The organism is Acidimicrobiales bacterium (assembly GCA_016716005.1).
Classification (GTDB): domain Bacteria; phylum Actinomycetota; class Acidimicrobiia; order Acidimicrobiales; family JADJXE01; genus JADJXE01.
The window spans coordinates 1,450,446-1,471,334 of the sequence record JADJXE010000001.1; the positions used below are offsets into that span (position 1 = coordinate 1,450,446).

Consider the following 20,889-nt stretch of genomic DNA (forward strand, 5'->3'; position numbering starts at 1 on the left):
ACGCGCGGCGGGGCGCCCGGGCGGTGGACCCGGGCGCCCCGCGCCGCGTCATCGGGACGGGTCTCAGCCCTTGGCCTGCAGCGCCTCGATCAGCTTGGGCAGCACCTTGTGCACGTCGCCCACGATGCCGAGGTCGGCCACCGAGAAGATGGGTGCCTCGGCGTCCTTGTTGATGGCGATGATGTTCTTCGAGCCCTTCATCCCCACCATGTGCTGGGTGGCGCCGGAGATCCCGGCGGCGATGTACACGTTGGGCTTCACGACCTTGCCGGTCTGGCCCACCTGGTAGGCGTAGGGCACCCAGCCGGCATCGACGATGGCCCGCGACGCGCCGGGCGCGCCCTTGAGCAGCGTGGCCAGCTGCTCCACCAGGTCGAACTTGCCGGCCTCGCCGAGGCCTCGGCCGCCCGACACGACCACGGCGGCCTCGTCGAGCTTGGGGCCGCTGCGCTCCTCGACGTGACGGGCGAGCACCGTGGTCGCGCCGGCCGCGCCGGTGTCGGGCACGGCCACCGTCACCACCTCGGGTGCCCCGCCCCCGGACTCCTCGGCCGCGAACGACTTGGGCCGGAACGACGCCAGGTAGGGCCCGGGGCCGGTGAACCGGGTGGTGACGAGGGTGTTGCCGCCGAAGATGGGCGTGGTGACGGCCACCGAGTCGCCGTCGAGGGCCACCTCGACGTTGTTGGTCAGCACCGGGCGGTCGAGCGCCGCCGAGAGTCGGGCCATGGTGTCACGGCCCTCGTAGGAGGTGGCGAACAGCAGCAGGTCGGGGCCGTTGCCGGCCTCGACCAGCGCGGCGATGGCGGCCGCTGCCGGGGCGCCCGGCAGGACGTCGCCGAGGGGACCGGCGGCGTACACCTTGGTGGCGCCGTGGGCGCCGAGCGCCGGCGCGATGGCGGCGGCGTCGGCCGCGGTGGTGAAGGCCTCCACGGTGCCGCCCAGGCTGCGCGCCTTGGTGAGCAGCTCGAGGGTGGACGAGGTCGGCGCCCCGTCGGCCGACTCGGCGTAGACCCAGATGGTGGACACGGACATGCGGTCGGCCTCCTCAGATGACCTTGAGCTGCTCGAGGAAGGCGACGACCTTGAGGTAGGCCTCGCCGTCGTCCTCGATGATCTCGCCGGCCTGCCGGGCCTCGGCGGCGGCGACGGACACGATCTCCTGGCGGGCGCCGGCCTGGCCCACGCTCGCGGCGTCGAGGCCGAGGTCGGCCACGGCCACCTCGTCGACGGGCTTCGACTTGGCCGCCATGATCCCCTTGAAGGAGGGGTAGCGGGGCTCGACCACGCCGGCCGTCACGGTGACGAGTGCCGGCAGCGCGCACTCGACCTCGTCGTAGCCGGCCTCGGTCTGGCGCTCCACCCGCACCTTGCCGTCGGCCACCTCGACCTTCTTGGCGAAGGTGATCGAGGGCAGGCCGAGCAGGGCGGCCAGCTGCTCCGGCGTGGTGCCGGTGTAGCCGTCGCTCGACTCGGTGGCCGCCAGCACGAGGTCGGGCAGGCCCGCCCGCTCCACCGCCTTGGCCAGCACCTTGGCGGTCCCGAGGGCGTCCGAGCCGGCGAGGACAGGGTCGCTCACGAGCACGGCACGGGCTGCGCCCATGGCCAGCGCCGTGCGCAGACCCGACGTCTCGCTGTTCGGCGCCATCGACACCAGCGCCACCTCACCGCCCCCAGCGGCATCGACCAGCTGCAGAGCCATCTCGACGCCGTACGAGTCGGACTCGTCGAGGATGAGCTTGCCTTCACGCTTCAGCGTGCTGGTCGCGGGATCCAGTTCGCCCGGGACGGCCGGATCAGGGATCTGCTTCACGCATACGACCACGTTCATGGGTGGCATTGTTGTCCACCGGGCGCGACCGCGGCCAACCCGGCGCCGCGCCGCTCTCCCGGCCCACCCCGATGAAGCTCCTGCTGCTGGTCAACTCCTCGGCCTCGTCGGTCACCGCCCGCACGCGGGTGGTGATCCAGAAGGCGCTGGCCGCCGACCACGACGTGACCCTCGCCGAGACGTCGCGGCGCGGCCACGCGACCCGCCTGGCACGGGGCGCGGCCGGCCGGGGGGCCGACGCGGTCGTCACCCTGGGCGGCGACGGCACGCTCAACGAGGCCGCCAACGGCCTGGCCGGGACGAGCTGTGCGCTGGCGCCGCTGCCGGGCGGCTCCACCAACGTGTTCGCCCGCACGCTCGGCTACCCGAACGACCCGATCGAGGCCACCGGCGTGCTGCTCGACGCCCTGGCCCGCCGGTCGATCCGGCGCGTCGGCCTGGGGTCGGTGAACGGCCGCTACTTCTGCTTCAACGTGGGCATCGGCTACGACGCCGCCGTCGTCGAGCAGGTCGAGCGGCTCGACACGTTCAAGCGCTGGGCGGGTCACCCGCTGTTCGTCTGGTCGGCCATCACCACCTGGCTCCGCCACTACGACCATCGCCGGCCGCGCTTCGCGGTGCACCTCGACGACGGCCGGATCGTCGACGACGCCGTCTTCGCGCTGTGCCTGAACTCCAACCCGTACACCTACCTCGGCAACCGACCCCTGCAGCTGGCGCCCGACGCCACCCTGGACCGGCCGCTGGCGATGGTGGTGTTCCGCACCCTCGCCGTGGTCCCGCTCCTCGGCCTCGTGACCTCGGCGCTGGCCTCGGGCGAGCACCTCCGCCGCAGCCGCCACGTCGTCTACGCGCCCGACCAGCGGCGCGTGGTGATCGACGGCTACGGCCCCTTCCCGTACCAGGTCGACGGCGACTTCCTGGGGGACACCGAACGGGTCGAGCTGCACCACGAGCCCGACGCGCTGTCGCTGGTCGTCCCGCCCCGCTGACGACCGTCTCGCGTTCTGTGCACGCCGGCGGTCGGATTCCGATCGTTCCGGTGCACAGGACGCGCGCTCCTAGGTGCGGCCGAGGGCGGCGAGGGCGACGTCGGGCACGTTGGTGCAGATCCCGTCGACGCCCATCGCCGCCAGGGCGCGGATCCGCTCGGGGTCGTCCACGGTCCAGACGTTCACCGCGAGCCCGGCGCGGTGGCAGGCATCGACCAGGGCGGCGTCGACCAGCGCGTCGTGGGGGTGGAGGGCCCGGTGGCCGTGGCGCGCCGTGCGCTCGACGGTCTCGGCCACGTCGGGGACGCTCACCAGCAGCCAGGCGGTGGCCAGCTCGGGCGCGGACACGTGGACGGTGTCGACGGTGCGGAGGTTGAACGACGACACCAGGATCCGGTCGGCCAGGCCGAGGTCGGTGACGGCGGCGGCCACGGCGAGGGCGACGGCGTCGCCGTCGTCGAAGTCCGGTTCGCCCGGCAGGTTCTTGATCTCGATGTTCACCCCCATCCCCTCGCAGGCGGCCAGGGCGTCGGCCAGACCGGGGACGCGGGGCGGCAGGTCGGCCGCGGCCACGGCCACGATCGGGATGCCGTCGGCGAGCCACGCGTCGTGGTGCACCACCAGCACCCCGTCGGCGGTCCGCCGGACGTCGAGCTCCACCATGTCCGCGCCCTGGCGGCGGGCCAGGCGGAAGGCCTCCAGGGTGTTCTCCGGCGCCGCCCGCGAGGCACCCCGGTGGGCGATGACGGTGGTCATCGGCGGCCCGCGGTGCCGGGTCGGACCACCGGACCGGTCGTGACGACGCAGTTACGGATGTCTGACGGATAGGCCCTTGTCATGTGCATCAGATGGGTTTACCCTCGCCTCTTGCGCAGCGACCCGCCACTGGTGCGGCGGTCGCATGTGAACGCAGTCACGAATCGGTCACGAACCGCTCGGGTGGAGGTCAGCGTGTCCCTGGCTCCTGGTCTCGTCCTGTCCATGCAGCCGACCGACTGGCGGGAGAGCGCCGCTTGTCGCGACACGGATCCCGACCTGTTCTTCCCGGTCGGCACCACCGGGCCGGCACTGGAGCAGATCGCTGCGGCCAAGGCCGTGTGCGGCGAGTGCGACGCCCAGTCGTCGTGCCTCGAGTTCGCGCTGGCCACGAACCAGGACTCCGGCATCTGGGGTGGCACCTCCGAGGAGGAGCGCCGCAAGCTTCGCAAGGCGTGGCTGGCCCGCCAGCGCCGCGCCTCCTAGCACCGTCCCGCCCGGCGCCCCCGCTGCCGGTGCGGACGTCAGGGGACCGCTCCCGGCAACACCACCCCCAGGGGCACCCGCACCTCCGCCACGGTCCCCGTGGGGCGGCCCGGTCGCAGCTCGATCTCCCCGCCCAGCTCGCTGTCGACGAGCGTGCGCACGATGGTCAGCCCCAGACCGGCGCCCCGGTCGAGGGTGAACCCGGGCGGCAGCCCGGCGCCGTCGTCCACCACCCGGACGGTGACCCGGGCGCCGTCGTTCGCCAGCTCGACGACCACCCGGCCGGCGGGTGCGCCCGAGCCGTCGCCGTCGTCGGGGTAGGCGTGCTCCACCGTGTTCTGCAGGAGCTCGGTGATCACGACGGCCAGCGGGGTGGCCACCGCCGCCGGCAGCTTGCCGCCGTCGCCCTCCACGCGGATGCGCACGGGGCGCTCCGGTGAGGCCAGGCCCTCCTCGACCATTCGGGCCAGCGGCCGGACGATCTCGAGGAAGGCCACATCGTCGCCGGCCTCGTGCGCGAGCGTCTCGTGCACCAGGGCGATCGCCCGGATCCGCCGCACCGACTCCTCCACCGCGGCCCTGGCCTCGGCCGACGCCAACCGCCTGACCTGGAGGCGCAGGAGGGACGAGATCGTCTGCAGGTTGTTCTTCACCCGGTGGTGGATCTCGCGGATCGTGGCGTCCTTCGACACCAGCATCCGGTCACGACGACGCACCTCCGAGATGTCCCGCACGAGCACGACGCCGCCCGTGACCTGGCCGTTGCGGAGCAGCGGGATGCAGCGCGCCAGCATCGTGACCTCGGGGCCGGCCTCCAGCTCCTCCGTCACCGGCGCGGCCAGCACGAACGCCCGCCGCACGGCGCCGTCGTCGACGCCGAGCTCGCCGAGCAGCTGGCCCGCGGCGTTGGCGTGCACGCCCATGCGGTGGAGGGCCGACATCGCGTTGGGCGAGGCGTACGCCACCCGCCCGGCGGCGTCGAGCAGGAACACCCCGTCGCCCACACGGGGCGCCTGCTCGCTGGGACCGACGTCGTCGGCGAAGGGGAACTCGCCGGCGGCGATCATGTCGGCCAGGCGGGCGAACACACCCAGGTAGGCCCGCTCGAGCTCGCCCGGCTGACGGACCTCGTGGCGGCCGACGTCGCGCGTGACCACGCCGAGCACCTTGCCCCGCCGGCACACCGGGATCGCCGTCTCCTCGACCGGCTCCTCCTCGGTGGCCGGCCGCAGCACGCCGTCGACGATCCGGGCGTCGCGCCAGGCCTCGGCGACCAGGGGCCGGGCCGCGGCCGGGAGCACCTGGCCCACCCGGTCGGCCCGGTAGAGCGTCTGGCTGGTCGTCGGCCGGATCTGCCCCAGGACGACCAACCCGCCGGGGCGGCTCGCCATGGGCGCGAACAGGAGGAGATCGGAGAAGCACAGGTCGGCCACGAGCCCCCACGAGGCGACCAGCCGCTGGAGGTGACCGACCTCGTCGCGGCTCAGCGTGGTGTGCAGCCGGCAGAGCTCGGCGAGCGATGCCACCCGCTCATGCTACGGCGGCCACCCGGCCGCAACGGATCCTGGCCCCCGCGCCGCTCAGCCCGGCGGCGCCTCGGGGAGGTCGCCGGACAGCAGCTCGGCCTCGGTGGTCTGCCACCGGTACGAGCAGCTGGGGCAGTGCTGGTACATCACCCCGTCGACCAGGTCGATGCGGTCGAGGTAGCCGGGCGTCGCGCAGTGCGGGCATCGTGTGGGCAGTCCGAACACGGCTCGCGGCGCGCCAGCCGGAGGGGACGACCGAGCCGGCGCCCCGGGCCGGGCTCGCTTGCGCCACAACGCTGCCATCCGTGCCTCCGAGACCAGGTCACCGGCTGCCCGGTCACGCCCTGGTCACCACGTTCAGTGTACGCGCAACCGCAGCCCGTCACCAGAGGCGACCGCCCAGCTCGAGCAGCCCGGCCAGGTCGTAGATGTCGTGGTCGAAGTAGGGGACGCTCACCACCACGTCGGGCTGGCGGGCCAGCTCGGCGCGCTGTTCGGCCTCCCGCATGGCGACGACCTGGAACTTGAGGAAGCTCTCCCCCACCTCGGCCAGCACCCTCGCCACCTGGTCGGGCGGCCCGGCCTCGGCGCCGACCGCGGCGGCCACCCCGGCGGGGTCGGCCACCAGGCGCTGGGCCACGCCGGTCGAGGCCGCGTCGAGGAGCAGGTCGGGGAGCACCTTGTTCAGCACGAGCCCGCCGAGGTGCAGACCCCGCTCGCCCAGCGCGTCCATGAAGAACTCGGCCTCTCGCAGCGGCGCGGCCTCCAGGGTGCTCACCACCACGAACGTGGTCCGGCGATCGGCCAGCACGCGGCTCACGGCCTCGGCGCGGGTCACGAACCCGGCGTACATCGACTGGAACAGGGTGAAGAACTCGGCGATGTCCTCCAGGAACTGCGAGCCGAGGATCCGGTCGGCGACGGTGTAGAAGGGCCTGGAGGCGAACGTGATCACGCGCGAGCGGTAGGGCACGGTGAGCCAGCGGAGCAGGCGGCTGCCGAAGAAGTCGGCCATCCGTTGCGGGGCCTCGAGGAAGTCGAGGGCGTTGCGGGTGGGCGGGGTGTCGACCACGACCAGGTCGTAGGTGCCCGACGTGTGGATCTCGTACAGCCGCTCCATCGCGATGTAGTCGTGGCTCTGGACGAAGCGGCCCGTGATGTTCTGGTACAGCGGGTTGGACAGGATCGCGTCGCGGGTGGGGGCGTCGGGGGCGTGCCGGCCGACGAGGTCGTCCCAGCTCTGCTTGGTGTCGAGCATGGCCGCCCACAGCTCACCACGCGGCTCCACGCCCGCAGCCCGGAAGGCTTCGGCCGGCACCTGCCTCTCCACGTTGCCGAAGGCCTCGAGCCCGAGGGCGTTGGCCAGCCGCCGGGCCGGGTCGACGGTGACCACCAGCACCTTCCCGCCCAGGTGCACGGCCGCCATGGCCGCCATGGCCGCCGCCGCGGTGGTCTTGCCGACCCCACCGGAGCCGCAGCTGATCACGACCTCCTTGGCCGCGAGGAGCTGCTCGAGCGACCCGGCGGCACCGGCACCGGCACCGGCACCGGCACCCGCACCGGCGGCCCGGCGGCGGGCCATCAGTACCCCAGCTCCTCGCCCAGCGCCTCGGCCACCTGCCGGGTGGCGCGCACGCCGTGCGAGCGGGTGAACAGCTCGGGCACGTACAACAGGGGCAGCGCCGGATCGAGGGCCTCCCGGAGGCGGCCCAGGTGGCCGGCGCGGGTGCGCCGGAGGGTGACGGCCAGCTCGGCGGCGTCGAGCACCGGCGTCACCGCCCCGCCCACGGCGAGGCCGAGACGGTCGACCGCCGGCGCCACACGCAGGCGCTCGAACACCTCTTCCTCGGCCCGCCCGAACAGCTCCGGCAGGACCCGGTTCACCACGATCGCGGCCAGATCGACGGTGGTCTCCTGCTCGATCCGACCGGCCAGCTCGATCGTCTCGTTGACGGGCATCTCCTCGGGGGCGGCCACGATCACCGCGCCGGTGGTGGCCGGGTCCTCGAGCAGGTCGAGCATCCAGCGTGTCTGGTCACGCACCATCCCCACCTTCACGAGCTCGTTGATCCCCTGGGGGGCCGCGAGCTGGCCCACGATGTGGCCGCTGGCGGGAGCATCCACCACGACCAGGTCGTAGTGGCGCTCGCGCACCTCCCAGCACAGCTTCCCGACGGTGAGGATCTCCTTCACGCCGGGGGCGGCGTTGGCCACGAAGTCGAGGGTCCGGGCGAGGGGGCCGATGCGGGCCACGAGGGGGATCCGCAGCTGCAGGCTCAGGTACTCCTTGAGCGACTGCTCGGTGTCCATCGCCATGGCCAGCAGCCCGTCCTGCACCGCCCGCGGGGCGAAGGTCAGCCGGCCCACCTCGAGGAAGTCGGCGAGGTTGCCCTTGGCGTCGACCTCGCACACCAGCGTGCGCCGGCCACGCTCGGCGGCCAGCAGACCGAGGGCAGCCGCGACGGTCGTCTTCCCGACGCCGCCCTTGCCGGTGACGAACAGCAGGCGGCGCGAGAGCAGGTCGACGGTCACCGACGGGCGGGACGCCCGCGCCGGCGGCCGGCGGTCGGGATCACGGGGCGCCGAATCCGATGCGGCGGTCGTCCTCGGGCGAGCCGATCTCCACGTAGGCGACCTTGCTCGACGGCACCCCCACCTGCCGGCCGCGACGGTCGGTGAGCCACAGCACGGCATCGTCGTCGCCGAGCGCCCCCGCGATGTGGTTGCGGAGCTGCTCCCGGTCGGTGTCCTCGGGGAGCTCGAGGGCGATCTCCTTGGGCGAGTGGGTCACCCCGATGCGGACGTCCACGTGGATCCTCCTCGGATGGACAGGCGGCCGTCATGGTAGGCCCGCCACCGCGGGTCCCCCACGAGCCGGCCCGCCGGGGTGTCGGCGGGGACGGTGCTCAGACGATCCGCAGCTGCGGGTGGTGGCGGCGGGTGGGGGCCAGCTCGACGTCGATGCGCTCGGCCACCGAGCGGAAGGCCTCGGCGGCCTCGCTGCCCGGGTCGACGGCGGTGATGGGGCGCCCCTCGTCGCCCCCCTCGCGCAGGGCGGGCACGAGCGGCACCTGGCCGAGGAGCGGCACCTCGAGCTGCTCGGCCAGCTCGCGGCCCCCGCCCGCGCCGAACAGCTCGTAGCGGGTGCCGTCGTCGCCGGCGAACCAGCTCATGTTCTCGATGACGCCCTTCACCTCGACGTGCACCTTCTCGAACATGAAGGCCGCCCGCTGGGCCACCTTCTGGGCGGCCGGCTGCGGCGTGGTCACCACGTAGGCCTCGGCACGGGGCAGGAACTGGGCCAGCGAGATCGAGATGTCGCCGGTGCCCGGCGGCAGATCGACGACGAGGAAGTCGGGCTCGTCCCAGTAGACGTCGGTGAGGAACTGCTCCAGGGCCTTGTGCAGCATCGGCCCCCGCCAGATCACCGGCTGGTCCTCGCGCACGAAGAAGCCCATCGAGATGCACGAGACCCCGTAGCGCTCGGGCGGCACCAGCATCGAGTCGATCACCACCGGCTGGCGGTCGACGCCCAACATGCGCGGGATCGAGAACCCCCACACGTCGGCGTCCACCACGGCCACCCGGTGGCCCCGCTGGGCCAGCGCCACGGCCAGGTTGACGGTGACCGAGCTCTTGCCCACGCCGCCCTTGCCCGAGGCCACGAGCAGGCAGCGGGTGCGCGAGCCGGGCTGGGCGAAGGGGACGGCGCGGCCCTCGGCGTGGCCGTGCGACGGCTGCGAGCCGGCGGTGGCGGCCGGGTCGCCGTGGAGGCGCTGGCGCAGGGCGGCCCGCTCGTCGTCGGTCATCACCGTGAAGTCGAGCCCCACGCCGGCCACCCCCGGGAGCGCCTGGACGGCCCCGGTCACCCGGCTGGAGATCTCGGCGCGCAGGGGGCAGCCGGCCACCGTGAGCGCCACGAGCACGTCGACCCGATCGCCCTCGACCCGGACCTGCCGCACCATCCCGAGGTCGACGATGCTGCGGTGCAGCTCCGGGTCCTCCACGGGCCGGAGGGCCTCGATCACCTCGGCTTCGGTCACGGACATCGCGGGCCTCCGATTTCTCCTACGCGAATAGGTAGAATACCGGCGTGGATCCCCAGCCCCCCACCCCGGACCCGAGCGAGTTCTCGGCCGTGGTCACGGCGATCACCAGCGCCTTCGGCGATCCCACCCGCCGCCAGATCTACCTCTTCGCCCACGAGGGCGATCGAGGCGTCACCGCCGCCGAGGTCGCCGAGCGCTTCGAGCTGCACCCCAACGTGGCCCGCCACCACCTCGACAAGCTGGCGGCCGGCGGCTACCTGGAGGTCACGGTCGAGCGGGGTGAGCATGCCGGCGCCGGCCGTCCGTCGAAGCGGTACCGGCTGGCCGAGCGGGACGCCGCCCTCGAGCTGCCGGTGCGCCGCGACGACCTGGTGCTCACCCTGCTGGGCCGGGCCCTGAGCCTCCTGCCGGCCGACCAGGCCCGGACCATGGCCGAGGAGGTCGGCGTGGAGTACGGCCGCGGCCTGGCGTCGGCCATGTCGCCCGACGAGAGCCACCGCAGCTTCCGGGCGTCGCTGCACGCCGTAGCCGACGCCCTCACCGCCCACGGCTTCGCGGCCCACACCGAGGAGCGCGGCAGCCGGCTGCTGCTGGTGAGCGAGCACTGCCCCTTCGGCGAGACGGCCGTGCAGCACCCGGTGATGTGCGCGGTCGACCGGGGCCTGGTGCGGGGGATGCTCGAGGGGCTCTACGGGCCCGACGCCACGCCCCAGATCCGCTCGTCCCGCCCGCAGGGCGACGAGGTCTGCGTCACCGGCTTCTGATCCGGGCGGGCCGCCAAGGGTCGCTGCCGTCCCTAGCCTGGTGGCGATGCCCCGGCACTACCTCGATCACGCCTCCACCTCGCCCACCCGGCCCGAGGTCGTCGAGGCCATGGTCGCCTGCCTCCGGGGGCCGGCCGCCGACCCGGCCAGGATCCACACCGAAGGTCACGCCGCCCGCGTCGCGGTGGAGGTCGCGCGGGAGCAGGTTGCCGCCCTGCTCGGCGCCCGCAGCCGGGAGGTGGTGTTCACCAGCGGGGCCACCGAGGCCATCGCCGCCGCGGTGTGGGGCGCGGCCGGGCGGGGCGAGGACCAGGTGGTCCCTGCGGTCGAGCACTCCGCCGTCCGCAGGGCGGCCCAGCACCGCCGGACCACGGCGGTCGGGGTCGACGGCCAGGGGCGGGTCGACCCGGAGGCAGTGCTCGCGGCCGTGGGGCCCGACACGGCCATGGTGCACCTGCAGTGGGGCAACCACGAGGTCGGTACCCTCCAGCCCGTGGGCGAGGTGGTCGACGCCTGCCGCGAGCGGGGCGTGCTCGTCCACGTCGACGCCGCCCAGGCCGCGGGGCACCTGCCCATCGCGTTCGACGAATTGGGCGCCGACCTGCTCAGCGTCAGCGCCCACAAGATGGGCGGGCCGCCGGGCGTGGGCGCGCTGCTCGTGCGGCGGGGCCTGCGCCTGCGCCCGCTGCTGGTGGGCGGCGACCAGGAGCGGGCCCGGCGCGCCGGCTTCGAGAACGTGCCGGCCATCGTCGGCTGGGGCGCGGCCTGCGCCGCCCTGGCCGACCACGGCCAGGCCCGGCTCCACGAGGAGCAGGCCGCGGCCCGGCGCCTGACCGAGCGCCTCCTCGCCGGCGTGGCCCCGCTCCCGGGTGTGGCCGTCCACGGCGACCCTGTCGGCCGGTTGCCGCACCTGGTCTGCCTGGGGACCGAGGGGGTCGAGCCGCAGGCCGTCCTCCTCGGCCTCGACCAGGCCGGCGTCGCGGTGCACTCGGGCAGCGCCTGCGCGTCCGAGCACCTCGAGCCGTCCCCGGTGCTGGAGGCCATGGGGATCGATGCCCACCACTCGCTGCGGGTCTCCGTCGGCTGGACGAGCACCGACGCCGACGTCGACGCCTTCCTCGACGCCCTGCCGCGGGTGCTCGCCCGACTGCGCGCCCTCGGCGCCGGGTAGCCCGCTCAGGCCGGCGGCGTGCGGTCGAGCGGCGCGTGGCGCCGACGGGCGCCGGCGGCCACGTCGTCCGGGACCTCGACCCACAGCCGCAGCAGCCCACCACCCAGGGCCTTGCCCAGGTTGTCGGCGCGCAGCGAGCGGGGGCCGCCGCCGCCGAGGGCGCCGTGGAGAACGAACTTGAGCGCCAGCACGTTGGGCGCCTCGAACCGCTCGACGGGGCCGGCGACGAGCGCGCCGAAGTGCGCCCGCACCACGTCGGCCGTGACCACCTCGCGCAGCGCCGCGTAGGCCGCCGCGTCGTCGGCGAACAGGGTGAGGTCGCTGCTGTCGCCCTTGTCGCCGGAGCGAACACCGCACAGGTCTCGGAGCTGGATGCGGGCCACGGCCGGGACTGTACCGGCGCGCTGGCCACGGCAGGGGCGACGGGTAGCATCGGGACCTCCCATGACCGTCTACCTCGTCCGACACGCCAAGGCCGGCAGCCGGAGCGAGTGGGTCGGGTCCGACGAGGCCCGGCCGCTCACCAAGTCCGGACGCCGCCAGGCCAAGGCGCTCGTCCAGGTGCTGCGCGACGCCGAGCCCAAGCGCATCGTCTCGAGCCCCTACCGACGCTGCACCGACACGGTGCTGCCCCTCGCCCGGCACCTCGGGCTGGAGGTCGAGGAGGCGCCGGAGCTGGCCGAGGGGGAGCCGCCCGAGCCGGTCGTCGAGCTGATCCGCGCCGCGGGCGAGGACGACCTGGTGCTGTGCAGCCACGGCGACGTGATCCCCGACCTGATCGGCCACCTCCGCGCGCACGGCCTCGAGGTACAGGGCGAGACCGACTGGCGGAAGGGGTCCACCTGGATCATCGAGGTGAACGGCGGGTCGCCGGTTCGGGCACGGGCGCTCCCGCCGCCCGACGCCTGACCCCCGGCCGGCCCCTCAGCCCTCGGTGACCTCCACGCGCACCTGGGCGTCGACCAGGTCACGGGGCACGGCCACGGGGTCGACGGCGAGCAGCTGGGTGGGCCGGCCGTCCCGGGCCCGCCCGGTGCCCGAGATCATGGGCGGCCCCGACAGGCCCAGCACGCCGAGGTCGGCACCCACCCGGGCCGCGCTCGCCGGGTCGGCGGTGCGCCATGCCAGCCGCCCGACCACCTCGCCCGGCTCCCAGCCGGCGGCATCGGCGGCGGCCACGTCGTCGGCCGCGGCCGGGCCGTGGAACGCGTCGACCCCGAAGTACTCCTCGCACCACTCCTCGACCGGCACGCCGCCGGCCTCGGCCCGCTGGCGGACGAACCGGAGGGCGGCACGGGCCTTGGCCTCGGCATCGGGCCACGAGTAGGCCAGCCGGGCCTCGCCGGCCCAGCCCGCAGGCGTGCAGACCAGGGCCTTGTACGTGGGCGGCGGCGCCGACCCCCGCACGCCGGTGACCCGGACCCGGTCGCCGCCCAGGTCGGTGAGCGTGAGCGACGTGAAGTCGGCGGTGACGTCGGGGTTGAGGTAGCGGCGGGGGTCGTGCACCTCGTACAGCAGCTGCTCCCGCACCGTGTCGAACGTGACCATGCCGCCGGCCTGGGGCGGCTTGGTGATCACCGCGGTGCCGTCGGCCTCCACCTCGGCGATCGGGAACGCGACCCGGAGGGGGTCGGGGTTGTCCCACCACGCGCCCGAGTAGTTGCCACCGGTGACCTGCCCCGAGCACTCGAGCAGGTGGCCGACCACCACCCCCGCGGCCAGGCGGTCCCAGTCGTCCCACGCCCAGCCGTGCTCGTGCACCAGGGGGGCCAGGAACAGCGAGGCGTCGGCCACCCGCCCCGTCACCACCACGTGGGCGCCCCGGCCCAGCGCCTCCACGATCGGGCGGGCGCCGAGGTAGGCGTTGGCGAACAGGGCGTCGTCGGGCAGGCCCAGCGCGGCGGCGTGCGGCTTCACGTCGTCGCCGACCACCGTCGCCACCTTCAGCCCGCCGAGCCCGGCCTCCTTGAGCGCCCCCACCACCGCCCGCCCCGCGGCGACCGGGTTGATGCCGCCGGCGTTGGTGATGAGGCGGGTGCGGCCGTCGGCCAGCCACGGCAGCGCCGCCCCCACGTAACGGGGCAGGTCGCGCGTGTAGCCGAGCGACTCGTCGCGCTGGCGGTCCTTCTGCAGGATGGCCAGGGTGAGTTCGGCCAAGGCCTCGCACACGAGGTAGTCGACGCCGGCGGCGAGCAGGTCGGCGACGGGCGCGAGCCCGTCGCCGTAGAACCCCTGCCCGCCACCCAGCCGGACCGTCACGGCGCGACCCTCAGGCGGCCGTCGCGCCCTTCGACTCCCAGAAGGTGTTGAGGGCGCTCTGCACCTTCACCCACCAGATGATCCCCCCGATGAGCGGCAGGAGGAACCAGAAGCCGGTCTTCGTGCTCACGGGCGACTCCGCGCCGTCGCTCTCGTAGAGGGCCTTCACCTCGCCCGGCATGGTGAACATCAGCACGATGAAGATGAACAGGGCGATCACCAGGCTGACACCGCCGCCCAGGCCGTTGCCCGAGTAGTCCTTCATCTCCTTGCCCGTCTTGAACGCCCAGTAGAGCGTGTAGATCCCGAACGTGATGATCGAGAAGACGATCACCAGGACGGGCGAGCGGAGCTTGCCGACGGGACGTGCCAGGTTCTGAGCCATGCGCGAACCCTAACCCCAGGGGTCGCGGCACGCGCTGACCGCTACGGCGTGGGGCCCGGCGCCGGCGGCACCACCACCCCCTGGGCGGCCAGCCGGGCCGCCACCTCGTCGCGCGTCTCGCGCACCTGGTCGGCGAACCCCGCGGGCGGGTCGTCGGCGAGGAAGGCGTCGAACTGCTCCAGCGCACCCTGCAGGTCGCCCTGGTCGCGGAGGATGATCCCCTTGAAGAAGCGCGCGTCCGCGTAGGTGGGGTCGACGGCGATGGCTGCGTCGATGCGCTCGAGCCCCTCGGGCGTGAGGCCGGCGAGGTGGCGCAGCCACCCGCCGTACGCCAGCGCCTCGGCGTTCCCCGGGTCGCTCTCGGCCACCTCGTCGAAGCGCTCGAGGGCCGCGACCGCGTCCCCCTGCTGCAGCAGCAGGCGGGCCTCGGCCAGCAGCCCTGCGCTCGAGTCGCGGATGTCGCCGGAGGCCGACTGGCCGGGCAGTCGCAACCCGGAGCCGGCCGCCACGGCGACCCCCGCCAGCAGGGCCACCGCGACCACGCCGGCCACGACGAGCACCCGGCGGAGGGGCCGGGCCGGCGGACGGGCGGGGAGGGCGGCCCGGCGGGCGTCGATGGCCCGGAGCGCCTCGGCGGCCCGGTGGGTGTAGTCGTCCCTCAGCGCGGCGTAGTCGTGGTCGTCGACGTCGCCGGCGTCGTGCTCTCGCTCCAGGTCGTCGAGGGAGCGCAGCAGGAAGTCGCGCTCCTCCTCGAGGCGGGCCAGCTCGTCGAGGTCGAGCCCGCGAGCGGCGGGGCCGGGGGCATCGCTCACGACTCGACCTCGGCGCCGGCGGCGCCGGTGTGGTCGGGCTCACCCCGGCGGGCCGCCGCCACCAGCTCGCGATCCTCGTCGGTGGCCACCCCGTCGCCCGTGGCCCGCCAGCGCCGGAAGACGAACCCGAGCCCGACGAGCGCGCCGACCAGGCCGGCCACGGGCAGGATCCACACCAGCGAGGACAGGCCGGTCGCCTCCGGCGTGAGCAGGATCTCCTGGCCGTACCGGCTCACCAGGTAGGCGCGGATCTCGCCGTCGCCCTCGCCGGCCTCGAGCCGGCGGGCGATCTCGGCCCGCAGGGCCCTCGCCGAGGCCGCGGCCGACTCGAGCGCAGACTCGCTGCGGCAGGTCGGGCAGCGCACCTCGGCGGCGAGGGCGTCGGCCCGGTCCTGCAGGCTGCTCGGGCCGCGCTCGCCGACCACGCCGACGCCCAGCGCGGCGGCCACCACGACGGCGACCGCGATCCAGGGGAGCCAGCGCCGCACCGGGGTCACGCGCCCCCCTGGTCGCCGGCACGGGCCCGCGCGAGGAGCTGCTCGAGGCCGTCGCTCGTGATGCCCCCCACGATCTTGCTGACGACGAACCCGTTGGGGTCGACGAGGTACGACTCGGGGATGCCGGCCACGCCGTACTCGAGGGCGATCCGCCCGTCGGGATCGGTGACGGCGGGCCAGTCGCCGCCCTCCTCGGCGAAGAAGGCGCGGACCTCGTCGGGCTGGTCGTCGAACACCACGCTGACCACCTCGGCGTCGCCGCCCTCGGCCGCCTGGCGGTTCGTGAACGCCACCAGCTCGGGGTGCTCCTGGCGACACGGCACGCACCAGGTGGCGAAGAAGTTCACGATCACCCAGCGGCCGGTCTCGTCGGCCAGCGAGAAGGGCTGCCCGTCGACGGTCGAACCCTCGATGAGCGGGGCCGGCTCGCCGAGCAGGGGGCTGTCGGCGCTGACCCCCGAGCCGGGGTCGCGGGTGGCGAGCACCGCCACGAAGGCGAGCAGGCCGACCAGCACGGTGAGCGCCACCCAGGGGGCGAACCGGCGCCGGCGGGGCTCGGCGCGGACCTCGGGCCGGGTCACGGCGCGGTGCCCCGCAGGGCGTGGACCGGCTCGGGTGACGGCTCGTCGGCCGGCACACGGCCGGCCGGGCGGTGCTCGGGCACCGGTGCCGACACGGGATCGGTGGGGCGGCGTCGACGTCCGGGCCAGGCCGCGAGCAGCGTGCCCAGCGCCATCAGCCCGCCGCCGACCCACAGCCACACCGTGAGCGGCATGACCAGCACGCCGATCACGGCCTCGCCCGCCGGGTCGTCGGGGGCCGCGACCAGGGTGAGGTAGATGTCCTCGGTGAGCCCGGTCCGCACCGACGGCACGCCGATCGACTGCGTCGCGAACGGGAACTGCTGCAGCGCCGGTGCGAAGATCCGCCCGTCGTCGAGCTGCACCCGGGCCTTCAGGGCGGTCTTCTCCGGGTACTCGATGGTCTCCACGCCCAGGTACGTGACGCGGTGGCCGGCCAGCTCGGCCGACTCGCCGGGGCTCAGGCGGAACTCGGCCTCGTGGGCGAACGAGCTGCTGGCCGCGAAGGCCACGGCGATCACGACCACACCGAGGTGCACGACCATGCCACCGTTGGCCCGCCCGAGGAACCCCTGCAGCCCCTGGCGGCGGGTCGCCAGCACGAGCTGGCGGACCGCGGCGCCGCCGGCCACCCCGGCCAGGAAGAAGGCGAGCAGCGGCGCGAGGCCCCTCGCCCCCAGCACCACGGCCAGCACCAGCACGCCCGCACCGCTCCACGCGGGCCAGATCAGGCGGTGGCGGAGCAGCTCGCCCGACGCCTTGCGCCACGGCAGCACCGGGGCGACGGCCATCAGGGTGAGGATCGCCAGGCCGAGCGGCATGGTCATGCGGTCGAAGTAGGGCCGGCCCACCGAGATCCGGTCGCCGTTGAAGGCCTCGATCAGCAGGGGGAACACCGTCCCCAGGAGGATCACGAACGCGAACGCGGCGAACAGGATGTTGTTGGCGAGGAAGGCGCCCTCGCGAGACAGCGGGGAGTCGATGGTGCCGGGCGAGCGGAGCCGGTCGCCCCGCCAGCCGATCAGCCCGACGCTCACCACCACGATCAGGGTGAAGAAGGCCAGCAGCGACGGGCCGATGTCGCTCTCGCTGAAGGCGTGGACCGAGTCGATGACCCCGGAGCGGGTGAGGAACGTGCCCAGGATCGTGAGCGCGAAGGTGGCGCACAGGAGCGAGAGGTTCCACACGCGGAGCATCCCCCGGCGCTCCTGCACCAGCACCGAGTGCAGGTACGCCGTGCCGGTGAGCCAGGGGAGGAACGAGGCGTTCTCGACGGGATCCCAACCCCAGTAGCCGCCCCAGCCGAGCACCTCGTAGCTCCACCACGCCCCGAGGACGATGCCGACGGTGAGGAAGCCCCAGGCCACGAGGGTCCACCGGCGGGTCTCCAGCAGCCAGCCCTCGCCCAGCCGCCCGGTGACCAGCGCGGCGATGGCGAAGGCGAACGGCACGCTGAACCCGACGTAGCCGAGGTAGAGCATCGGCGGGTGGAAGGCCATCAGCACGTGGTTCTGCAGGAGCGGGTTGGGGCCGGGCCCGTCGGCGGGGACGGCGCCGGCCACCTCGGTGAACGGGTTCGCGGGGCCGCTCATCAGCCAGAAGAAGAAGGCGGCGATCACGAACAGGGTGAGCAGCGCCCACCCCACCATGGGGTCGGTGAGCCGGGTCCGGAACCGGCGCACGACCAGGCCGAGATAGCCCGCCAGCACGACCGCCCACAGGATGATCGAGCCCTCGAGGGCGGCCCACAGGGTCGCGACCTTGAACAGGAGGGGCGTGCGGGTGCTCGAGTGCTCGGCCACGTACGTGAGCGAGAAGTCGTCGGTGAGGAGCGCCCGCTCCATGGCGAACACGGCGAGCAGCGCGCCCAGGCCGATCAGCAGCGCGTACACGCCGGCCATGCCGACGAGGCGGGGGCGGTGGCGCACCAGGCCGTAGGCCAGGGTCACCGCACCCACGAGGGACCCGGCCAGCCCGAGCGTGATCCCGGCGGTGCCGAGCGCAGCGTTCACGGGGCGGCGCTCAGGGCGCGCCGGTGGGCACGCGGTCGGGGTTCTCGGCCTTGTACTGCTCGGAGTGGCGGACCATCATCCGGTCGCTGGCGAACACGTCGCCGTCCCAGCGACCCTCGAGCACCACGGGGATCCCCGGCTCGAACAGCTCGGGTGGGTCGCCGCGGTGGACGACGCGTGCGGTGACGCCGTTCCACTCGAGGTCGAAGGCCACGCCGTCGGCGGCCTGGTCCTCCTCGACGTCCGAGACGATGCCCTGCAGGCGGAAGCGCCGGTCGCCGAGGTCGTCGCGCTGGGCGACCGCCTCGTCGACGTTGCGGAAGTAGAGGGTGGCGTTCCCCAGGCCCTGGAAGAGCACGAGCCCGAGCGCGCCGAGCACCACCGCCAGGGCGATGCCGACCTGGACCTGGCGACGCCGGCTCCGGGGCCGCCCCGGCCCGCGAGGGGACCCATCGCCGAGGGTGCGGGGGGTCAGGTCCACGGCAGCTCCTCGGCCGGGACGCGGCGAGCCAGCGCCCGGCCCCGGGCGAGCAACCAGATGGTGTAGACGGCCAGGACGCCGAACACCGTGGCGTAGCCGGCGACGACGTAGCCGACGAAGCTCACGGCGCGCTCCCCGCCGGCCCGACCAGGGCCCCGTCGGCGGCGGCCTCGGCCCGACGCTCGGCGATGGCCCGCTCGAGACCCTCGTCGTCGACTCGGTCCTCGAGCCAGGCGAGCCGGTAGCGGTGCACCATCAGCCACACGTACAGGAGCGTGAACACCACGAGCCCGAGGAAGAGGGTGAACAGCATGAGGTCGTCGATCGTCGGATCGAGGTCGAGCCGGGCGAGGGTGGGCTCCTGGTGCAGGGTGCGCCACCACAGCACCGACATGTGCACGATCGGCACGTTCACGAAGGCCACCAGCCCGACCACGGCGGCCCGCTTGGCCCGCACGTCGGGATCGCCCGGCAGGCGCCGCAGGGCCAGGTACCCGAGGTACATGATGAACAGGACCGACGTGCTGGTGAGGCGGGCGTCCCAGGTCCAGTACACGCCCCACGTCGGCCGGCCCCAGATCATCCCGGTGAGGATGGCGAGCCCGGTGAAGACCACACCCACCTCGGCCGACGAGGCGGCCAGGCGATCCCACACCCGCGAACGCGTCCTGCGGATCAGGTAGAGCAGCCCCGAGGTGGCGGTGACGAGGAAGGCGGCGTAGGCCAGCCAGGCCGAGGGCACGTGCACGTACATGAGCCGGACCGAGTCGCCCTGCACCTCGTCGGCCGGGCTGAGCACCAGCCCGAACAGCAACAGCGCGGCGATGCCGGCCAGCACGAGCACCCCGAGGGTGCGGGTGGCCTTGCTCGAGGTGGTCACGTTTCCTCCAGGAGGGGGCCGAAGGTGACGACCCCGAGCGCGACGGCGACGACGGCGAACACGGTGAGCAGGGCGACCCAGGGCCACCCCTCCGACGGCGTGCCGGCCAGCGCCGCCTCGTACGCCCGGGTGGCGCCGATCAGCACCGGCGCCAGCACGGGCAGCACGAGCAGGGGCAGAAGCGTGTCGCGGGCACGCAGACCGGCGGCGAGCACGCCGTACAGCGTGCCCGTCGCGGCCAGCCCCACGGTGGCGGCCAGCGAGGTGAGCAGCAGCAGGCCGGCCGAGCGGGGCGACGCCCCGTAGAGCACCACGACCCCCACCCCGAGCAGCACCTGCAGCGCCAGCAGCTCGGAGGCCACCGCGGCCGCCTTGCCGACGAAGACCCCGGCGGGGTCGAGGCCCGACAGGCGCAGCCCGTCGCGGACCCCGTCGGCCGACTCGACCGCGAACGACCGCTGCACCGCCAGCAGGGCCGAGAAGAGCACGGCCAGCCAGAACAGGCCGGGCGTCGCCTGCTCGAGCACCCCCCGGTCGGGGTCGAGGGCGAACGCGAAGAGCAGGAGGACCAGCAGGGCGAAGGGCGCGACCTGCCCGGTGGCGACCCGGGACCGGGCCTCGAGGCGGAGGTCCTTGCCGGCCACCAGCGCGGCGTCACGCCACATGGGCGGGCTCCGTCGGGACGACCGGGGCGGTGTCGGCCACGACCCGTCCCCCGGCGATGGTCACGTGCCGCCCGGCCAGCGCGGTGGCCCGGTCGAGCTCGTGGGACGCCACCAGGACGGTGGCGCCGGCCGCGGCGGCCCCACGAACCAGGTCGTCGAGCTGGTCGCGGCCGGCGGCGTCCAGACCGGCGTGCGGCTCGTCGAGCAGCCAGAGCTCCGGCCGCCTCGCCAGGAAGGCCGCCAGCGCCGTTCGGCGCCGCTGACCGGCGGACAGGCGGGCGACGGGCACCGTGGCCAGGCGCCCGGCCAGCCCGAGCTGCTCCATGGCCTCGTCGGCCGACTCGGCCGGCGCTCTGGCGGCCCGGGTCCAGAAGTGCACGTTGTCGGCCACGGTGAGCTCGTCGTAGAGGGCCGGCGCGTGCCCGAGGAGCCCCACCCGGGTGCGGACGGCCCGGCGATCGCTGCGCAGGTCGTACCCGAGCACGGTGGCGACGCCCGAGGTCACGGCCAGCAGGCCGGCACACACGCGGAGCAGGGTGGTCTTGCCAGCGCCGTTGGGACCCTGGAGCAGCACCACCTCACCCCGGGTGACCTCGAGGTCGACCCCAGCGAGGGCGGGGAACCGCCCGAGCAGGGACACCGCGGCGCGGAGGTGGACGGCAGGCTCCATGGGACCGCTCCACGGTACCGGTGGGCCCTCCCGACGGACAACGCGGGCGCGACGGGCCCAGCCGACTGAAGC

The 20,889-nt window shown here is 74.3% G+C and carries 25 protein-coding genes; 5 read left to right on the plus strand and 20 right to left on the minus strand.

Annotated features, from left to right (window positions below; genetic code table 11):
• Positions 1 to 63 precede the first annotated feature (63 nt).
• On the minus strand, positions 64 to 1,035 hold the full coding sequence (locus IPM45_07020; protein MBK9179318.1) for an electron transfer flavoprotein subunit alpha/FixB family protein: 972 nt from the start codon (positions 1,033 to 1,035) through the stop codon (positions 64 to 66).
• A gap of 13 nt (positions 1,036 to 1,048) precedes the next feature.
• Entirely contained in the window at positions 1,049 to 1,831 is a 783-nt protein-coding gene (locus tag IPM45_07025) for an electron transfer flavoprotein subunit beta/FixA family protein (GenBank protein ID MBK9179319.1), read from the minus strand.
• Positions 1,832 to 1,833: 2 nt separating this feature from the next.
• Between IPM45_07025 and IPM45_07030 the strand changes: the two genes are divergently transcribed.
• Positions 1,834 to 2,823, plus strand: coding sequence for an NAD(+)/NADH kinase (locus IPM45_07030; GenBank protein MBK9179320.1), 990 nt, complete (start codon positions 1,834 to 1,836; stop codon positions 2,821 to 2,823).
• 69 nt (positions 2,824 to 2,892) lie between these two features.
• Here IPM45_07030 and IPM45_07035 read toward each other — a convergent pair whose 3' ends face one another.
• A complete protein-coding gene (locus tag IPM45_07035) occupies positions 2,893 to 3,579 on the minus strand; it encodes a glycerophosphodiester phosphodiesterase (GenBank protein ID MBK9179321.1) in 687 nt (228 codons plus the stop codon).
• Between the two features lie 225 nt (positions 3,580 to 3,804).
• On the opposite strand from IPM45_07035, the gene IPM45_07040 reads away from it, so the two are divergent.
• A complete protein-coding gene (locus IPM45_07040) occupies positions 3,805 to 4,065 on the plus strand; it encodes a WhiB family transcriptional regulator (protein ID MBK9179322.1) in 261 nt (86 codons plus the stop codon).
• A 38-nt stretch (positions 4,066 to 4,103) separates the two neighbouring features.
• On the opposite strand, the gene IPM45_07045 is transcribed toward IPM45_07040, so the two are convergent.
• The 6 genes from IPM45_07045 to IPM45_07070 all read right to left on the minus strand — a co-directional run bounded on the left by IPM45_07045 (position 4,104) and on the right by IPM45_07070 (position 9,640).
• Positions 4,104 to 5,591 carry a sensor histidine kinase gene (locus tag IPM45_07045; protein MBK9179323.1) on the minus strand — a complete coding sequence of 496 codons (1,488 nt, stop codon included), beginning with the start codon at positions 5,589 to 5,591 and terminating at the stop codon, positions 4,104 to 4,106.
• A gap of 54 nt (positions 5,592 to 5,645) precedes the next feature.
• A complete protein-coding gene (locus IPM45_07050; protein ID MBK9179324.1) occupies positions 5,646 to 5,816 on the minus strand; it encodes a hypothetical protein in 171 nt (56 codons plus the stop codon).
• Positions 5,817 to 5,973: 157 nt separating this feature from the next.
• Positions 5,974 to 7,173: an ArsA family ATPase gene (locus tag IPM45_07055; GenBank protein MBK9179325.1), complete on the minus strand. Its 1,200-nt coding sequence runs from the start codon at positions 7,171 to 7,173 to the stop codon at positions 5,974 to 5,976.
• Positions 7,173 to 8,123: an ArsA family ATPase gene (locus IPM45_07060; protein MBK9179326.1), complete on the minus strand. Its 951-nt coding sequence runs from the start codon at positions 8,121 to 8,123 to the stop codon at positions 7,173 to 7,175. The genes IPM45_07055 and IPM45_07060 overlap by 1 nt, the downstream gene beginning before the upstream one ends.
• A gap of 40 nt (positions 8,124 to 8,163) precedes the next feature.
• Complete coding sequence (locus IPM45_07065; protein ID MBK9179327.1) at positions 8,164 to 8,400, minus strand: DUF3107 domain-containing protein; 237 nt, start codon at positions 8,398 to 8,400, stop codon at positions 8,164 to 8,166.
• Positions 8,401 to 8,497: 97 nt separating this feature from the next.
• Entirely contained in the window at positions 8,498 to 9,640 is a 1,143-nt protein-coding gene (locus IPM45_07070) for an Mrp/NBP35 family ATP-binding protein (GenBank protein ID MBK9179328.1), read from the minus strand.
• 44 nt (positions 9,641 to 9,684) lie between these two features.
• On the opposite strand from IPM45_07070, the gene IPM45_07075 reads away from it, so the two are divergent.
• Complete coding sequence (locus IPM45_07075; protein ID MBK9179329.1) at positions 9,685 to 10,404, plus strand: helix-turn-helix domain-containing protein; 720 nt, start codon at positions 9,685 to 9,687, stop codon at positions 10,402 to 10,404.
• Positions 10,405 to 10,450: 46 nt separating this feature from the next.
• Complete coding sequence (locus tag IPM45_07080; GenBank protein MBK9179330.1) at positions 10,451 to 11,575, plus strand: cysteine desulfurase; 1,125 nt, start codon at positions 10,451 to 10,453, stop codon at positions 11,573 to 11,575.
• 5 nt (positions 11,576 to 11,580) lie between these two features.
• Here IPM45_07080 and IPM45_07085 read toward each other — a convergent pair whose 3' ends face one another.
• Positions 11,581 to 11,958, minus strand: a complete 378-nt coding sequence (locus IPM45_07085) for a hypothetical protein (GenBank protein ID MBK9179331.1) — start codon at positions 11,956 to 11,958, stop codon at positions 11,581 to 11,583.
• Between the two features lie 61 nt (positions 11,959 to 12,019).
• On the opposite strand from IPM45_07085, the gene IPM45_07090 reads away from it, so the two are divergent.
• Positions 12,020 to 12,484, plus strand: a complete 465-nt coding sequence (locus IPM45_07090; protein MBK9179332.1) for a histidine phosphatase family protein — start codon at positions 12,020 to 12,022, stop codon at positions 12,482 to 12,484.
• Between the two features lie 15 nt (positions 12,485 to 12,499).
• Here IPM45_07090 and IPM45_07095 read toward each other — a convergent pair whose 3' ends face one another.
• From IPM45_07095 to ccmA, 10 genes are all read right to left on the minus strand, one after another.
• Positions 12,500 to 13,834 (minus strand): DUF1446 domain-containing protein, encoded by a 1,335-nt coding sequence (locus IPM45_07095; GenBank protein MBK9179333.1) that lies wholly within the window; start codon positions 13,832 to 13,834, stop codon positions 12,500 to 12,502.
• A gap of 10 nt (positions 13,835 to 13,844) precedes the next feature.
• Entirely contained in the window at positions 13,845 to 14,219 is a 375-nt protein-coding gene (locus tag IPM45_07100; GenBank protein ID MBK9179334.1) for a DUF4234 domain-containing protein, read from the minus strand.
• 41 nt (positions 14,220 to 14,260) lie between these two features.
• The gene (locus IPM45_07105) at positions 14,261 to 15,031 is read right to left on the minus strand and encodes a tetratricopeptide repeat protein (protein MBK9179335.1); all 771 of its coding nucleotides are present in this window, start codon (positions 15,029 to 15,031) and stop codon (positions 14,261 to 14,263) included.
• The gene (locus IPM45_07110) at positions 15,028 to 15,528 is read right to left on the minus strand and encodes a cytochrome c-type biogenesis protein CcmH (protein MBK9179336.1); all 501 of its coding nucleotides are present in this window, start codon (positions 15,526 to 15,528) and stop codon (positions 15,028 to 15,030) included. Before IPM45_07110 ends, IPM45_07105 begins: the two co-directional genes overlap by 4 nt.
• The gene (locus tag IPM45_07115; GenBank protein ID MBK9179337.1) at positions 15,525 to 16,109 is read right to left on the minus strand and encodes a TlpA family protein disulfide reductase; all 585 of its coding nucleotides are present in this window, start codon (positions 16,107 to 16,109) and stop codon (positions 15,525 to 15,527) included. Before IPM45_07115 ends, IPM45_07110 begins: the two co-directional genes overlap by 4 nt.
• The gene (locus tag IPM45_07120; protein MBK9179338.1) at positions 16,106 to 18,121 is read right to left on the minus strand and encodes a heme lyase CcmF/NrfE family subunit; all 2,016 of its coding nucleotides are present in this window, start codon (positions 18,119 to 18,121) and stop codon (positions 16,106 to 16,108) included. Before IPM45_07120 ends, IPM45_07115 begins: the two co-directional genes overlap by 4 nt.
• A gap of 10 nt (positions 18,122 to 18,131) precedes the next feature.
• Positions 18,132 to 18,602: a cytochrome c maturation protein CcmE gene (locus IPM45_07125; protein MBK9179339.1), complete on the minus strand. Its 471-nt coding sequence runs from the start codon at positions 18,600 to 18,602 to the stop codon at positions 18,132 to 18,134.
• Between the two features lie 121 nt (positions 18,603 to 18,723).
• Positions 18,724 to 19,482 (minus strand): cytochrome c biogenesis protein CcsA, encoded by a 759-nt coding sequence (ccsA, locus tag IPM45_07130; protein ID MBK9179340.1) that lies wholly within the window; start codon positions 19,480 to 19,482, stop codon positions 18,724 to 18,726.
• On the minus strand, positions 19,479 to 20,147 hold the full coding sequence (locus IPM45_07135; GenBank protein ID MBK9179341.1) for a heme exporter protein CcmB: 669 nt from the start codon (positions 20,145 to 20,147) through the stop codon (positions 19,479 to 19,481). Before IPM45_07135 ends, ccsA begins: the two co-directional genes overlap by 4 nt.
• Complete coding sequence (gene ccmA, locus IPM45_07140; protein MBK9179342.1) at positions 20,137 to 20,817, minus strand: heme ABC exporter ATP-binding protein CcmA; 681 nt, start codon at positions 20,815 to 20,817, stop codon at positions 20,137 to 20,139. Before ccmA ends, IPM45_07135 begins: the two co-directional genes overlap by 11 nt.
• Positions 20,818 to 20,889: the final 72 nt, after the last annotated feature.

What these genes read in the sequence shown, in the direction of transcription:
- IPM45_07055 (MBK9179325.1), bottom strand. Translation starts at nt 7,173, where the DNA reads ATGGCCCGCCGCCGGGCCGCCGGTGCGGGTGCCGGTGCCGGTGCCGGT.
- IPM45_07100 (MBK9179334.1), bottom strand. Translation starts at nt 14,219, where the DNA reads ATGGCTCAGAACCTGGCACGTCCCGTCGGCAAGCTCCGCTCGCCCGTC.
- IPM45_07080 (MBK9179330.1), top strand. Translation starts at nt 10,451, where the DNA reads ATGCCCCGGCACTACCTCGATCACGCCTCCACCTCGCCCACCCGGCCC.
- IPM45_07025 (MBK9179319.1), bottom strand. Translation starts at nt 1,831, where the DNA reads ATGAACGTGGTCGTATGCGTGAAGCAGATCCCTGATCCGGCCGTCCCG.
- IPM45_07020 (MBK9179318.1), bottom strand. Translation starts at nt 1,035, where the DNA reads ATGTCCGTGTCCACCATCTGGGTCTACGCCGAGTCGGCCGACGGGGCG.
- IPM45_07040 (MBK9179322.1), top strand. Translation starts at nt 3,805, where the DNA reads ATGCAGCCGACCGACTGGCGGGAGAGCGCCGCTTGTCGCGACACGGAT.
- IPM45_07070 (MBK9179328.1), bottom strand. Translation starts at nt 9,640, where the DNA reads ATGTCCGTGACCGAAGCCGAGGTGATCGAGGCCCTCCGGCCCGTGGAG.
- IPM45_07035 (MBK9179321.1), bottom strand. Translation starts at nt 3,579, where the DNA reads ATGACCACCGTCATCGCCCACCGGGGTGCCTCGCGGGCGGCGCCGGAG.
- IPM45_07135 (MBK9179341.1), bottom strand. Translation starts at nt 20,147, where the DNA reads ATGTGGCGTGACGCCGCGCTGGTGGCCGGCAAGGACCTCCGCCTCGAG.
- ccmA (MBK9179342.1), bottom strand. Translation starts at nt 20,817, where the DNA reads ATGGAGCCTGCCGTCCACCTCCGCGCCGCGGTGTCCCTGCTCGGGCGG.
- IPM45_07090 (MBK9179332.1), top strand. Translation starts at nt 12,020, where the DNA reads ATGACCGTCTACCTCGTCCGACACGCCAAGGCCGGCAGCCGGAGCGAG.